This is a genomic window from Williamsia sp. CHRR-6, assembly GCF_018474015.1.
Lineage (GTDB): Bacteria > Actinomycetota > Actinomycetes > Mycobacteriales > Mycobacteriaceae > Williamsia_A.
On the sequence record NZ_JAHCSG010000001.1, the window covers coordinates 928774 to 943340 of the forward strand.

At 67.6% G+C, this 14567-nt stretch carries 14 protein-coding genes; 4 read left to right on the forward strand and 10 right to left on the reverse strand.

Features of this window, described 5'->3' with window-relative positions:
* Positions 1-177 precede the first annotated feature (177 nt).
* From KIK15_RS04120 to KIK15_RS04135, 4 genes are read right to left on the reverse strand one after another with little or no spacing between them, the layout of a single operon-like run.
* Positions 178-2700: an FtsX-like permease family protein gene (locus tag KIK15_RS04120; RefSeq protein WP_214242833.1), complete on the reverse strand. Its 2523-nt coding sequence runs from the start codon at positions 2698-2700 to the stop codon at positions 178-180.
* Complete coding sequence (locus tag KIK15_RS04125) at positions 2700-3374, reverse strand: ABC transporter ATP-binding protein (protein WP_214242834.1); 675 nt, start codon at positions 3372-3374, stop codon at positions 2700-2702. Before KIK15_RS04125 ends, KIK15_RS04120 begins: the two co-directional genes overlap by 1 nt.
* Positions 3371-4498 carry a PLP-dependent cysteine synthase family protein gene (locus KIK15_RS04130; RefSeq protein WP_214242835.1) on the reverse strand — a complete coding sequence of 376 codons (1128 nt, stop codon included), beginning with the start codon at positions 4496-4498 and terminating at the stop codon, positions 3371-3373. The genes KIK15_RS04125 and KIK15_RS04130 overlap by 4 nt, the downstream gene beginning before the upstream one ends.
* Positions 4499-4876, reverse strand: a complete 378-nt coding sequence (locus tag KIK15_RS04135; protein WP_214242836.1) for a DUF4229 domain-containing protein — start codon at positions 4874-4876, stop codon at positions 4499-4501.
* A gap of 513 nt (positions 4877-5389) precedes the next feature.
* Between KIK15_RS04135 and KIK15_RS04140 the strand changes: the two genes are divergently transcribed.
* From KIK15_RS04140 to KIK15_RS04150, 3 genes are all read left to right on the forward strand, one after another.
* A complete protein-coding gene (locus tag KIK15_RS04140) occupies positions 5390-5611 on the forward strand; it encodes a BldC family transcriptional regulator (RefSeq protein WP_214242837.1) in 222 nt (73 codons plus the stop codon).
* A 249-nt stretch (positions 5612-5860) separates the two neighbouring features.
* Entirely contained in the window at positions 5861-6223 is a 363-nt protein-coding gene (locus KIK15_RS04145) for a hypothetical protein (protein WP_214243292.1), read from the forward strand.
* Positions 6224-6405: 182 nt separating this feature from the next.
* Positions 6406-6843, forward strand: a complete 438-nt coding sequence (locus tag KIK15_RS04150) for a helix-turn-helix domain-containing protein (protein ID WP_214242838.1) — start codon at positions 6406-6408, stop codon at positions 6841-6843.
* 48 nt (positions 6844-6891) lie between these two features.
* On the opposite strand, the gene ccsB is transcribed toward KIK15_RS04150, so the two are convergent.
* The 6 genes from ccsB to hemL all read right to left on the reverse strand — a co-directional run bounded on the left by ccsB (position 6892) and on the right by hemL (position 13087).
* On the reverse strand, positions 6892-7881 hold the full coding sequence (gene ccsB, locus KIK15_RS04155; RefSeq protein ID WP_214242839.1) for a c-type cytochrome biogenesis protein CcsB: 990 nt from the start codon (positions 7879-7881) through the stop codon (positions 6892-6894).
* Positions 7882-7884: 3 nt separating this feature from the next.
* The gene (locus tag KIK15_RS04160) at positions 7885-9612 is read right to left on the reverse strand and encodes a cytochrome c biogenesis protein ResB (protein WP_214242840.1); all 1728 of its coding nucleotides are present in this window, start codon (positions 9610-9612) and stop codon (positions 7885-7887) included.
* Positions 9609-10412, reverse strand: coding sequence for a cytochrome c biogenesis CcdA family protein (locus KIK15_RS04165; RefSeq protein ID WP_214242841.1), 804 nt, complete (start codon positions 10410-10412; stop codon positions 9609-9611). The genes KIK15_RS04160 and KIK15_RS04165 overlap by 4 nt, the downstream gene beginning before the upstream one ends.
* The gene (locus KIK15_RS04170; RefSeq protein WP_214242842.1) at positions 10409-11038 is read right to left on the reverse strand and encodes a TlpA disulfide reductase family protein; all 630 of its coding nucleotides are present in this window, start codon (positions 11036-11038) and stop codon (positions 10409-10411) included. The genes KIK15_RS04165 and KIK15_RS04170 overlap by 4 nt, the downstream gene beginning before the upstream one ends.
* Positions 11039-11049: 11 nt before the next feature.
* Complete coding sequence (locus KIK15_RS04175; protein WP_214242843.1) at positions 11050-11679, reverse strand: histidine phosphatase family protein; 630 nt, start codon at positions 11677-11679, stop codon at positions 11050-11052.
* 67 nt (positions 11680-11746) lie between these two features.
* Positions 11747-13087, reverse strand: coding sequence for a glutamate-1-semialdehyde 2,1-aminomutase (hemL, locus tag KIK15_RS04180; protein WP_214242844.1), 1341 nt, complete (start codon positions 13085-13087; stop codon positions 11747-11749).
* Positions 13088-13299: 212 nt separating this feature from the next.
* Here hemL and KIK15_RS04185 point away from each other — a divergent pair, with 212 nt between their 5' ends.
* The gene (locus tag KIK15_RS04185) at positions 13300-14550 is read left to right on the forward strand and encodes an EAL domain-containing protein (RefSeq protein WP_214242845.1); all 1251 of its coding nucleotides are present in this window, start codon (positions 13300-13302) and stop codon (positions 14548-14550) included.
* Positions 14551-14567 lie beyond the last annotated feature (17 nt).

The following is a 14567-nucleotide window of genomic DNA, read 5'->3' on the forward strand; positions in this document are numbered from 1 at the left end:
TCCACTGAGCGGAAACCCGCGTCGGTTGGGCGGTAGTCCCCGTCCACTGGGCGGAAACCCGCGTCGGTTGGGCGGTAGTCCCCGTCCATTGGGCGAAAAGCTCACTTCGGCACGGTCGACGCCCCACTTCGGCACGGTCGACGCCTCACTTCGGCACGGTCGACGGGGGTGGCCGGGTCACTCCTCGAGGATGGACTCGCTGATGTTCATCCGCGCGGCTCGGGCCGCGGGCAGAAACGATCCGGCGAAGCACAACAGGAACGCGGCCACCACGTACAGCGCGGTGGACAGCTGCGGCCGATAGGTGATGTTGACCGCCGTGGTCACCTCCAGCACCTGATTGCTGATGAAGTGCAGTAGCTCGCCGCTGCCCACCCCCAGCACCGATCCCACTCCGGCGATGGCGGCCGCCTCGGCCAACACCATGCGGGAGATGAATTGTCGCGATGCGCCCATGGCACGCAGCACCCCGAGCTCGCGGCGGCGTTCGACCACCGACAACAGCAGGGTGTTGAGCAACGCCACCGCGGCGACACCGGCGACGATCCACTGGATGGCGATGGTGAACGATCCGAGCTGCTGCACCTGCGCGCGAGTGGTGCTCACCGTCTCGGCGCCGCGGAAGACGAAGATGCGGTCGGTGTGTCGCAGCGCGGCCGCCTTCACCGCCGCGCGCACCGCCGCCTGGTCTGCACCCGGCGCATAGGTGATCTGGAGGAAAGAATCACCCGGTCGGGAAAACCACTGTGACAGCAGGGTGTTGGAGATGGCGCCGGTTCCCGAGTCGAGGGCCACGTAGTCGACCGCCTGCAGGATCGTGGCCCTCTGGTATCCGGTGGGGGTGGTGAAGGTGACGGTGTCGCCCACACCTTTGCCCAGGGTGCGCCCGAGCACTTTGGAGATGATGATGCCCTTGCCGTCGAGCACCTGACGCAACACTGCGGGGTCGGCACGTTTGACGAACGGCGCCTGCACGCCAGGGGTCAAGCCCTGCATCAGGATTCGCTTGCCCTCGTAGTTCAGGTAGGCCCACTGGCCTCCGACCACCCGACCCACACCGGGCACCGCGGCGACCGCCCGTTTGACGGCCGGATCGAGGATGGGACCGGCCGGGACCTGGGTGACCGGCTGCGAGCTGACATAGACGTCGGGGTCGCCGAGCCCGTCGAGGGCGTCGGAGACCGAGCCGATGAGGTTGCTCATCGCCCCCGAGGTGCCGATGCCCACCGACACCGCCACCGACACCGTCATCAGGGTCGCCCACGTGCGGCGGGGCGAGCGCTCGGTGGTGACCGAGGCCAACCGACCCGGTCCGCTGAACTGTCGGGCGAGCCAGGTGGTGGCCGCAACAAGGATGGGTGAGAGCGCGAAGAACACCAGCAGCGAACCGATGGCGACGGCCACCGCGGCGAGGAACACCACCCGACCGGTCACGGTGAACGCGACCACGAACCCGCCGATCACCGCGAGTACCCCGACCAGCAGCGCCGCGTACTCCAGCCAGCCGGCACGCCGGTCCCGGGTCACCATCTCCCCCGGCACCATCGCCTCGATGGGCGAGAGCGAGAACACCGACCGCGCGGCGAGCAGACTGGCCGCCACACACGCGGCCACACACAGTCCCACCGCGACCGGCACCACGTACAGCGGCAACGAGTAGGTGACCGTGGCACCCACCTGCCCGGTGGTGTCCTGCGGCAACGTCTTGATCACCGCCCACCCTGCCAGCGCCCCCAGCGGCACCCCCAGCAGGCCGCCGACCACCCCGAACAGCGCCGACTCGGCGATGAGGTCGCGCACCAACGGCAACCGGCGACCACCGATCGCCCGGATCATCGCCATGGTCTTGCGCCGCGAGGCCACCGTCATGTTCATCGTGTTGAACACCAGGAAGGTGGCGATGACCAGCGAGATCATCGACACCAGCAGGGTGGAGTCGCGGGTGACGGTGCTGGCGTCCTCTACCTGTGTGGCACGGAACGCCGGGTCGTTGACCCCGGCGCGACCGGCCACCACCTTCTCCAAGGCGATGCGTAGCTGCGCTTTGGACACCCCGTCGGCCTTGCGGATCAGGATGGAGTCGAGCCGCCCCTGCATGCCGGTGATCTTCTGCGCCAGCGGCAGCAGCGCCGCCACGAATCGGCCGTTGTTGATCGGGTTGGCGCTCGACGACTTGACCACCTGAGCCACGGTGACCGTCACCCCGCCCAGGGTGATCTGCTGTCCCACCGCGTATCCCAGTCCGTCACCGACGGCCACGCTGGTCGCCGGATCGGCATCGGGGACCTGCGTCGGGCCCCCGGTGGCCGAGCCCAGGGCACCGCTCACCGCGCCGCCGAGACTCAAGATGGAGATGTCGGAGCCGAGGACGGTGACGGCTTTTCCGTCGACGAAGATCGGTCGCTGGATGAGCGGGGCCACCACCCGCGCCTGCGGCACCTGATCGCGGATCGCCGGTTCGAGGGATGCGTCCAGGCCGCTGTCGCCCACTGCGGTGACGTCGAAATCAGCTGAGCCGGAGACGGTTTGGCTCAGCTTACGCACCGAGTCGGTGACCGAGCCGTAGGCGCTGAGGACGGCGACGAGCAGCACCGAGGACACCGTGATGACCAACAGCGAGGTGATGACGCGCAGCTTGTGGCTGCGCAGGTCACGCAGGTTGAGCACCGCGATCCGACTCAGCGCCACCCACGGCGCCATCAGGCGATACGCCCGTCTCGCACGGTGATGGTGCGGTCGGCGTACTGCGCGGCCGAGGTGTCGTGGGTGACCATCAGCACCAGCCGGGTGGCATCGTCGTGGGCCACGTCGCGAAGCAGTTCGAGGATCGCCGCACCGGTGGCGGAGTCGAGGTTGCCGGTGGGCTCATCGGCCAACACGATCCGCGGATCCATCACCAACGACCGCGCCACCGCCACCCGCTGCATCTGCCCACCAGACAGTTCCGAGGGCCGATGGTCGGCGCGATTGCCCAGCCCCACGCGCTCCAACAACGCCAGCGCATCGGATCGGGAACCGCGCAGCGACTGACCGTCCAACAATCGCGGAAGGGCGACGTTCTCCCATGCCGACATGGTGGGCACCAGGTTGAAGAACTGGAAGATGAACCCGATCTTGCGCCTGCGGAACTCGGACTGCTCATCGTCGGACATGGCGCCGAGGTCGGCGCCGTCGACCACGATGCGTCCCGAGTCGGCGACATCGAGCGCCCCGATCACGTGCAGCAGCGTCGACTTTCCCGCGCCTGAGGGGCCCACGACCGAGACGAACTGTCCGCCATCGAGTCTCAGCGTCAGCTCGTCGAGGGCGCGCACCGTCTCCTCGCCCATCGTGTACTCGCGCACCAGATCGACAGCCTCGATCAGCGGGGTCATCCGGTCCACCTTCCAGAAGCGAAGAACTCGTCGAGCACCGCCGCCGGTTCCTGCAGCGACCAGCCCTGCGCCGAGACCCAGTCGTCGTCGAAGTAGGTGTCGCCGTATCGATCCCCACCGTCACACAGCAGCGTCACCACGCTCCCGCCGCGCCGGTGGGCCACCATGTCGGCGATCACGGTGAACGCACCCCACATGTTGGTGCCGGTGGACGCCCCGACGCGTCGGCCCAGCGTATCGCCGACCAGACGAGCGGTCGCCACCGAAGCAGCGTCGGGCACCCTGATCATGGCGTCGATCACCTGACCGACGAACGACGGCTCCACGCGCGGGCGACCGATGCCCTCGATCTTGGAACCGACCGCGGTGACCGCGGTGGCGTCACCGTTGCCGTAGCCGAGCAGAAACGCCGAGTTCTCCGGGTCCACCACACCGAGCCACGTGGGGTGGCGTCGGTAGCGGATGTAACGCCCGAGGGTGGCCGAGGTACCGCCGGTGCCCGCACCCACCACGATCCAGGTGGGCACCGGATGCCGCTCGGATGCCAGCTGCGAGTAGATGGACTCGGCGATGTTGTTGTTGCCGCGCCAGTCGGTGGCGCGCTCGGCCATCGTGAACTGATCGATGAAGTGACCGCCGCACTCGCGGGCCAGCTTGGCGGCCGCGGCCACCACCTGACCCGGATCGTCGACGAAATGACAACGGCCACCCTGCCGTTCGATCAACGCCACCTTCGATCGCGAGGTGGTGGTGGGCATGACGGCCACGAACGGTACGCCGATCAGGGCCGCGAAATACGCCTCGGACACCGCTGTCGACCCCGACGACGCCTCGATCACCGGGGTGCCCTGGGTGATCCACCCGTTGCACAGGGCGTAGAGGAACAGCGACCGCGCCAGCCGGTGTTTCAGCGATCCGGTGATGTGGGTGGACTCGTCCTTCACGTACAGGTCCACGCCGGTGTAGACACCGGAGTCGTCGATGAACTGCGACCATTCGGGCAGTGGGAAACGCAGCAGGTGGGTGTCGGCGCTGCGGGTCGAATCGGCCTCGATCAGCCGGACCGCGTTGTCGACCCACCCACGATCACCCCGACGATCGATCCAGCGGGCCGCCGGTGGCATTCAGCGACCGGTGCCGTCGGCCGGACCGCGCAGCCGTGCGTTGAGGGCCTCACGCTTGACCCGCCGTTGCTCGTCCACCTCGGCGATGGCGGTGTTGAGGTTGATCCGCAGCCGCTTGAACACCAGCATTCCCAGCGGGAGCGCGATCACCACCGCGAAGATCGCCGCCACCACCACCGGCACCTGGGCTCCGAACACCTGGCCCAGTCCGTAGATCGCCGCACCCAGCAGCACGACCAGGCCGAGTCGGGCCAGCGTGTACAGCACGACGGCCTTGGCCAGGCGACCGCCCGCCGGCTGGGATGGGGACGACTCCGGTGCAGCTCCGCCGGAGGAGCCCGCCGGCGGTGTCTTCTTCGTCTTGTGGGGCTCGTTCACACCTCAAGACTACGGTCCGCGACCTCGACTGCGGGGTTCCGTCGCCCACGGACGACCCTGCGGCAGCGATGTCCTGGGCCACCCGGGAATGTGCGGCCCGGTCCGACGAATGATCGGCGACCTGTCCGAAGGATGAACGCACGGTGAACTGAGGCGGTGCTACCACGGAGACTCATCCGAGGGCCACTGTGTGCTGCAACAGTTCATGACCCGACCTACCGGACATAACCAGTTGGACCCTCGACACGCCGTTCCACCGCAGGTAGGGCGCATGTTGACCAAGTCGGACATCCCGGACATCTGTCCATCCGAGGGGTGGCGAGCCTCCGAAACCCGGGCCGGGCGGCCGATCGCGCCCGAGATGTCCGATTCCTACTGTGTATTTACCAACAGCTTATGGTTCGAAAAACCAACCATCTCTGTGTAAACATGGTTCGTGGGTGAAACGAACCACGCATTTCGCCCACGACCACACCGCTCCACCACACCGCCATACGACGAGGAGTCATCTCGATGACAACACTGCAGCACGCCACCTCCCTGCCCATCACCCCTCGGGTCGCCAGCCAGCACACGCTGACCCCTGGACAGGTGGCGGCCATGTTCAACGTGAACCCCAAGACCGTCGCACGATGGGCCAGCTCGGGCCTGCTCGGAGCCATCCGCACCCCCGGTGGACACCGCCGCTTCCGCGAGGCCGACGTGGTCGCGCTGCTCAACCGCAAACTCGACTGACAACTACAACACTCGTCGTGTCGTCCCGCCGCCACCACGGCGGACCGGATCGCCGATGCACCACCTGAGCGTCTGATCAGCCCTAGTCGGGGGGGTACCTGTCATGCAGGTGTCTCCAGCTGCCAGCTCTCACCGGGTGCACCAAAGATTGCGACGCCGCATGCCAGAGTCGTCTGTTATCGATAACCGCATGCGGCGTCGCCGCGACGTTCGGCCGCCGCTCACCTTCCCGACACCTCCCGTAGGCTGGTGTCCGGAGGGAATGGAGGCTTCACCGTGATCTATCTGTTGGCCCTCATAGGGGCCGTCGCCGTCATCTACCTGGTCTGGAAGGCGTTCGGACCACAGACCACAACCGCGCCCACGCGGCGTGGACCGATCGGTCCTGACGACGACCCGGACTTCCTGCTCGATCTCGGTCGCTCCGAACCCACGCGTCCGCAGCGGCCCACCACACGACCCGAAGGCTCCGGGCCGCACGCCGGCCCGAAAACCCCGGGTTCTGAATCCACACCGCCGTCGACACCGCCACCAACGGAGTCGTCGCGGGTCGAAGACGAGTCAGCTGACGAAGTGCAGCGACACGACGATCCTCGACCCGGAGCATCGTAACTTACGATTCCGCAGATTTAAACCACACCGACAGGCGATTCCGTCTGCCCCACGCAGATTTGAATCCGCAAACGGTACGATAGCCACACGTCCAACGCGGACATGCCCTCGCGCGCGTCCGGGGGAAACAACTGCACCGGCACGCCTCGGGCCCGTCGGTGCTGGATCGGGGAGAGCGCGATATGACAAGCACGAGCACGGTGGACACCAGCCGTTCCTTTGCCGACTGTCTGAACGAATTGTTCGACACCGTGCGGGATGAGAACGGCATCCCGTACACCGGAAAGAAGATCGCACTCAAGGCCAACCGCCTGGGCTACACGCTCAGCGACGCCTACATCTCCCAGCTCCGCACGGGCAAGGCCAAGACGCCGAGTTTCCGCACGGTGGAAGCGATCTCGCGCGCCTTCGAGATCAGCATCACCTACTTCTTGTCCGACCCGGACGAAGACCTCAAGCGCGTCGAGCAGCAACGCGAGTACGTGGCAATGGCCGCCGAGACCGGCGCTCATCTCGCCGCGTTTCGCCACGGAGAACTCTCCGGTCCCACCATCGACGTGGTCATCGAGCTGCTCAAGCTGGTCAAACGTCAGGCGGGTTCGGACACCCCGACGGACTGACCGCTGCGGCCTGCGGGTGATCACCGGTCGGCGATCACCCGCAGCGCGTCACAGACCTGCGTAGGAGTGCAGGCCGGACACGACCAGGTTGATGATGAAGAGGTTGAACAGCATCGCCACGAAACCCGCGATGTTGATCCACGCCGCCGCCGTGTGACGCCACCCCGCCGTGGCCCGGGCGTGTAGGTAGGCCGCGTAGATGACCCAGGCGATGAACGAGACCGTCTCCTTGGGATCCCAGCCCCAGAACCGACCCCACGCCGACTCGGCCCAGATGGCACCGCAGATCACGCCCAGCCCGAACAACGGGAAAGCGAAGACGACGGTCTTGTAGGCCAGCCGGTCCAGGGTCTCGGCATCAGGCACGCGATCGAGGATGCGACCCCAGAACGAGTTCCCACCGCCCTGCGGGTAGCGCATCTTGAGCAGGTACAACCCGCTGGCCACACCGGAGACCAGGAACACCCCGGAACCGACGGACACGATCGACACGTGGATGGCCAGCCAGTACGACTTGAGCGCAGGCACCACCGGGGCGGCCTGGGTGTAAAGCCACGTACCGGCCACGAACATCAACAGGGTGACCGGGACCAGTACGAACGACAGCAGCGGGCGATACTCCTCACGGCGCAGTGCCACGATGCCCGCCAGCACTCCGGCCGCGCACGACAGGCTGATGAACTCGTACATGTTGCCCCAGGGGATGCGGTCGGTCGCCCAACCGCGCAACACGATCGACCCGATGTGTGCGATCACCCCGACGATCACGACCGGATAGGCCATCCGGGCCAGCCGCTCACCGAGTCCCGGGCGCACCTCGCCGACCACCTTGCCCGGCACCCGCATCGGCGGTTGCCCGCCCCCGCCCCCGGCCTTCACCAGCGCCAGCGCCTGCGCGGACTCGGCGTCGGCCTTGCTGACCACGCGGCGGCTCGACGCCAGGGAGACCAGGAACAGGATCATCGCCAGGACGTAGACGGTCAACGTGGTCCCGAACAGTAGGTCGGAGTACCGGGAGACGTTCTCATCGATGTGCATGGCTCACCTTTCGCCATCGGATGTGGTCGTGGGGGTGTTGGTCGCCGCGGCGCCGCCGCGTCCGGTCGAGGCGGGTGGCTCCACCAGTCGACGCGCCAGGTCACCGAAGCCCTCACCCCAGCCGGCCTGGTCGGTGCGGGCCAACCCCGCGATGCTCACCACTGTAATTCTGTTGCCGTGGGCGTCGGTGGACGGCGTGAGTCGAGCCCACACCCGGCGCCGCTTGATCAGCAGCGACACCAACAGTCCGACCAGCATCGCGATGGCCGAGATGAGCACATAGTCCTGCGCCGGGTCGTGCGAGACCTGCAGCGACACCCAGGGCTTGTAGCCGTCGAAGCTGATCGAGGTGCCGTCGGGCAGCCGGGTGGACTGGCCGATGGTCAGGTTGGTACCGCGTTGGGTACCGCCGGTGGTGACCTGCTGACGTAGCCGACCCTGGTTGATCAGGTTTTGATCCAGGGAGTAGACGTTCTGCGGGCGACCGGTGTCCAGACCGATGTCGCCCTGGTAGATCCGGATGGCCACCGCAGGGTCACGCGCATCGGGAAACCCCGAAGACAACAGCGAGTTGTTGGGTCCGCTGTAGACCGCGGTGGGCGCGAAGATGCCCTCCAACGCGATCTGGTTCTTGCGGCGTTGCGTCTCGTCGGGGTAAAGCCCCGCAGGGGTGTCGAAGCGCGCCGCCCCCGACGACAGCAGGGTGATTGCCTCGTTGGGCGTGAAAGGCACTGTCTGCGTTCGCTTCTCGCCACCGGGGAAGGTGACGGTGAAGGTGGGCGCGTAGCCATGGCCCAGCAGGTACACCCGGTCGCCGGCCACCCGCAGCGGCTTGTTGACCGCCAGCCGGTCGTCGCGGGTGCGCCCGGTGTCGAGGTCGGTGCCCACCTGATAGCGCACCCGTGCCGAGTACGAGTCGGCCTGTCCGGTGTCGAGGTATTTCGCGGTGAAGCTGTCGACCTCCACGCAGAACGGGTTGAGCGCGGTCCCGTCGACGAGGTTGCCGCCGCGGAACGAGTCGTATACCGCGGTCGAGGTGTTGCACAGTCCCTGATTGTCGCCGGCCACCAAGATGCGGGTGCCCTCGTAGCCCCACATCTTGCCCGCCGCGATGGCCACCAACAGAGCCAGCAACGCGAAGTGGAAGACCAGGTTGCCGAACTCGCGCAGGTAGCCCTTCTCAGCCGAGACCTCGACGGTCTGGGCGCCGCCGTCTCCCCGAGTGACCGATGCCTTGCGCCACCCGCGCAGGTTCGCCATGATCCGCTCGCCGACCTCAACCGGACTGCCCGCAACCTCTAGCCGCTCGTGGCGGGGCAGACGCTCGAAGTTGCGGGGCGCGGCCACCGGCTGAGCCCGCAATTGCTTGGCGTGCTCGATCATCCGCGGGGTGAGACAACCCACCAGCGACACGAACAACAACACGTAGATCGAGGTGAACCAGACGCTGGAGAACACCTCGAAGAACTGCAGGCGATCGAGTATCCGCCCCACCACACCGTGGTCGGCGATGTAGGCGGCGGTCTTCTGCGAGTTGAGCTCACGTTGGGGCAGCAGCGCTCCGGGCACTGCGGCCAGCGCCAGCAGGAACAGCAACGCCAGGGCGGTGCGCATGGAGGTCAACGACCGCCACAGGTTGCGGACCGGCCAGGCCAGACGCCGCTTCCACACCGGCGCAGCGGCTGCTGCGGGAGGTGGGGTGGCCGCGGGGCGCACCTCGGTGTCGGTCATACCGGTAACTCCGTGTTCGAGACGAAAGCGTCACGCACCCAGGTGATGAAGTGATCCCAGGCGCCGGTCACCAGGGCCACACCCACGGCGATCAGCAGCATGCCGCCGACCACCTGGATGGCCCGGGCGTGTCGACGCATCACACCGACCGCACGTAACGCGGTGGCCGACCCGAGCGCCAACACTATGAACGGTAATCCCAATCCCAGGCAGTAGGCGATGATCAACGTCACCCCCCGCAGTGCGGTGCTGCCCTCGGTGCCGCTGGCGGTGGCGATCACCGCCGCCAGCGTGGGACCCAGACACGGGGTCCACCCCAGGGCGAAGACGGCACCGAGCAGCGGCGCGCCGATCAGGTTGGACACCAGTCGCGGCTGAAAACGCGCCTCCCGCTGCATCATCGGGATGAGACCGATGAACACCAGGCCCATCACGATGGTGATCACACCGCCCACCCGTTGCAGCAGCTCACGATTGAGTACGAACGCCGAGGTGATACCGAACACGGTGGCGGTGGCCAGGACGAACACCACCGTGAACCCCAGCACGAACAGCGCGGCCGCACCGGCCACCCGCGCCCGACCAGAGGACGCCTTCTCCCCCGGTGACACCGGCGGCGCCTCGGCTCCCACCAGCCCAGCGAGGTAGGAGAGGTATCCGGGCACCAACGGCACCACACACGGAGAGGCGAACGACACCATCCCCGCCAGCACACATGCCCCCAGCGCCAACAGGATGGGACCGGAGGAGACGGTGGAGGCGAACGACGACCCGACCGACGCGACGACGTCGGCGCTCACGGGACCCTCGGCGTCGGCGGCGATTCGGCGGCCAGTCGACGCACCAGAGCGCTGAGTTCGTCGGCGGTGACAGTGCGCAGGAACACCGCGGCGGCCCGATGCGCTCGATCGAGCACCACCGTGGTCGGCACCACCGAGGTGGGCGTGGTCAGGTCGACCAGCGTGCGGCCCGGATAGTCGAAGATCGAGGGATAGGTGATCTTGCGGTTGGCGATGTAGTCCTGCGCGTCCTGCCGGTTGTCGCGCAGGTTGATGCCCAGGAACTCCACACCAAGATCCTTGGTGGCGGTGTAGGTGTCCTCCAGCCCGGCGGTCTCGCCCCGACACGGGCCACACCACTGACCCCACACGTTGATGACCACCACCTTGCCGGTGAAGTCGTCGAGGGACAGCTGCTGCCCGGTCACCACGTCGCTGCCGCGGATGACGCGGACCTTCTTGCGTGAGGTGGGCGGGTCGTAGGTGATGGTGGTCTTGCCGCCCGGTGAGACGAACTCGAACGTATCCCCTTGGGCCACCGCATCTTTGCCGGTTCCGCAGCCCGCCACGGCGATCACGATCGACGCCGCGGTCACGGCCACCACAGCGGCGCGCAGGCGGGAACGGGTGCGGGCGATGACAGACATGGCAGCGCGGGTCACGCCCCCGTGGCGAGTGGGTCCGACGCGCCGGCGGGTTCGGAGTAGACGATGTCGACCAACGCGTCCCCGTCGTAGAGCAGGCTGGTCAACGAGGCCAGCGAGCACTGCCGACGACGCGGGTCGTGCCACAGCCGTTTGCCCTCGAGGAAACGGCGCAGCGTGTAGACCGGCAACTGGTGGCTGACACACACCGCCTCATGGCCGCGGGCGGCGTCGCGGGCACGGGTGGCCACGGCCAACATCCGGTGGGCGATCTGGATGTAAGGCTCTCCCCACGACGGGGTGAAAGGGTCGTGCAGCTTGGTCCAGTGCCGAGGCCGCCGCAGCGCCCCGTCGCCCACCGAGACGCGCAGTCCCTCGAAGACGTTCTCGGCTTCCAGCAGGCCGTCGTCGGTGACGATCGACAGCGCGTGGCGCGCGGCGATGGGGGTGGCAGTCTCCTGCGCACGTTGCAGCGGCGAGGCGAACACCGCCGTGATGTCGTGGTCGGCGAGCGCGTCGGACACCATGGCAGCCTGCTTGGAGCCGGTGGTCGACAACCCGAACCCGGGCAACCGCCCGTAAAGGATGCCTTCGGGGTTGTACACCTCGCCGTGGCGCATCATGTGCACGATCGTGCGGGTCATCTGGGCAGCTCCTGTGACGTCACGGTCTGGGTTCTCACGATCTGGGTTGTCGCAATCTGGGTCACGGTCACACCGAACCCGCCGGCGCCGAGGCAGCTGCGGCGGCCCGCGCCGCATGCGGCATGGCCTGGGCGATCTGGTCGAAAGCATCCTCGTCCAGCGCCGCCGACACAAACCACGCCTCGAACGCGCTCGGCGGCGGGTAGACGCCGCGTTCGAGCAGCGCGTGGAAGAACGGCGCGAATCGCCAGGTCTGACTCGCCTTCACCGCGGTGTAGTCGGTGATGGGGGTGTCGGGGTCGGAGGTGAAGAACACACTGACCATGTTGGCCGCGTACTGCACCCGATGCCCCACGCCCGCAGCGGTGAGGGCCTCGGTGATGAGGTCGCCGAGCCGGCGAGCATTCGCATCCAGAGCTGCGTAGACGGCGTCGTCGGCCAGTCGTAGCGTGGTCAGTCCGGCCGCCACTGCCACCGGGTTCCCCGACAACGTGCCCGCCTGATAGACCGGCCCGATCGGGGCCAGGTAGGACATCACATCGGCGCGTCCACCGAACGCAGCCGCAGGCAGGCCCCCGCTCATCACCTTGCCGAAGGTGTAGAGGTCGCCGGCCACCCCGTCGACGCCGAACCAACCCGAGCGCGACACCCGGAACCCGGTCATCACCTCGTCGATGATCAGCAGGGCGCCGTGGGCGGCGGTGAGGTCTTTGAGGCCCTGGTTGAAACCGGGCTGCGGGGCCACCGCGCCCATGTTTCCCGCCGCCGCCTCGGTGATGACGCAGGCGATCTGGTCGGGGTACTCGGCGAACGCCGCAGTCACGGCGGCAAGGTCGTTGTAGGGCAGCACCAGGGTGTCGGCAGCCTGTGCCCCGGTGACACCGGGCGAGGTGGGCAGTCCCAGGGTGGCCACCCCCGACCCGGCGTCGGCGAGCAGCGCATCCACGTGGCCGTGATAGCAGCCGGCGAACTTGATGATCTTGCTGCGGCCGGTGAAGCCACGCGCCAAGCGGACCGCCGACATGGTGGCCTCGGTGCCGGAGTTGACCAGGCGGATCCGTTGCACCGGCGCCACCCGCCCGATGATCTCCTCGGCCAGCTCGATCTCGGCCTCGGTGGGGGCGCCGAAGGACAGGCCGGTACTTGCTGCACGTTGCACCGCGGCGACCACCTCGGGGTGGGCATGGCCCAGGATCATCGGGCCCCACGAGCTGATCAGGTCGATGTAGGTGTTGCCGTCGGCATCGGTGAGACGGCACCCGGTGGCCGAGGCCATGAAACGCGGGGTGCCCCCGACCGCCGAGAAAGCACGCACCGGGGAGTTCACCCCGCCGGGGATCACGCCGCCGGCTCGGGCGAACAGGGCGGCGGAACGATCGGTGCTCTGGTGGGTCTGCGCGGCGGTCACCTCACCAGTGTTCCAAACCTGCCGCGGTGGACCGTCGCTGCGGGCCCTCACCAGGGCTGTTGGCGTTGTGCAGTGAGACAGACAACACCGGACAATGAGGTGAAACCGGACACTTCTGCATGTTCGTGATCCCGTCCGGCGGCTCACACTATTGAATGATGTGACCGGACGAGTCGAATCGGGCGATTCGTCGGGCGGAGATCGAGGTGGAGATGCAGTCGTCACGCGATTTCGCGCAACGCGCCTTCGAGGCCGAGATGGTGCCCGCCTTCCAACCGATCGTCGATCTGCAGACCCGCACCGTGGTGGGGTACGAGTCGTTGGCGCGCTGGCCGTCGGAACCGACGGCATCCCCGCCCGAGGTGTTCGACCACGCAGAGTCGCTGGGCAAGATGGGTGACCTGGACACCGTCTGTCGCCACACCTCGATGCGAGTTGCGATTGGCCACGGGATGCGTTGCCCACACACGCTGTTCCTCAACCTCGAGCCCCGACGGCTCGACACCACCGAGTCGACGGAGTTCCCGGTGTCGCGGGTGCGCGCGGAGATGGGCGGTGTCCTCGACGTAGTCCACGAGCTGACCGAACGCGACCTGCTGACCGACCCCGCTGCGGTGCTGCGGGCGGTCGCGTGGTCGCGCCGCTTCCGGTTCGGGGTGGCGCTCGACGATGTGGGCGTGACGCCGGGATCGTTGGCCATGCTGCACCTGGTGTCCCCCGACATCGTCAAGCTGGATCGGCGACTGGTCCACGGCTACGAGCATTCCGGGGTGACCATCAACGCGGTACTGGACTACGCCAGCGAGAGCGGGGCGAGCATCGTCGCCGAGGGGATCGAGACCGAGGACGACCTGGCCGCGGCCCGCATCACCGGAGCCACGCTGGGTCAGGGGTACCTGTTCGGTCGGCCCGGACCGCTGCCCGACCCGATGCCTGTCGCCGATCCCGACCTGGCGATCCGGCTGATCAGCGTCGACGATCCACCCATCCTCGACTCGCCCGCCGAGATCATCGAGCGACTGCCCTCGCACGTCACCGACCACGAGACGATCATGCGGGTCGCCGACACCCTGGCCGACCGAAGCGGCGGCGGATACTCCACGCCCGGCTGCATGGTCACCGCTGTGCAGTATCCGGAGGTGTTCGCGCAGCGGTTCGCACGGTTCTATCCGGCGTTCGCGGCCAAACACACCATCGTCGGGGTGGTGGGCGCGGGCGACGTCCAGATCGCCGGGGTGCGCACAGCCGCCGATCCGCGCGAAGGGTTCACCGGCCAACTGGCCATGGCGATCCTCAACCAGAACTACGCCAGCGCGCTGGTCGCGGTCGACCTCGGCGACTCCGGACCGCTGGCCCAGCGCCGATACCGTTGGGTCTACACCCATCAACGCGCCGCAGTGCGGGAGGTGGCGCGGTCGATCGTGGCCCGGCTGGCACCGTTGGCCGGCACCGACGGCGACTGATCGCACGCCGCACCTCA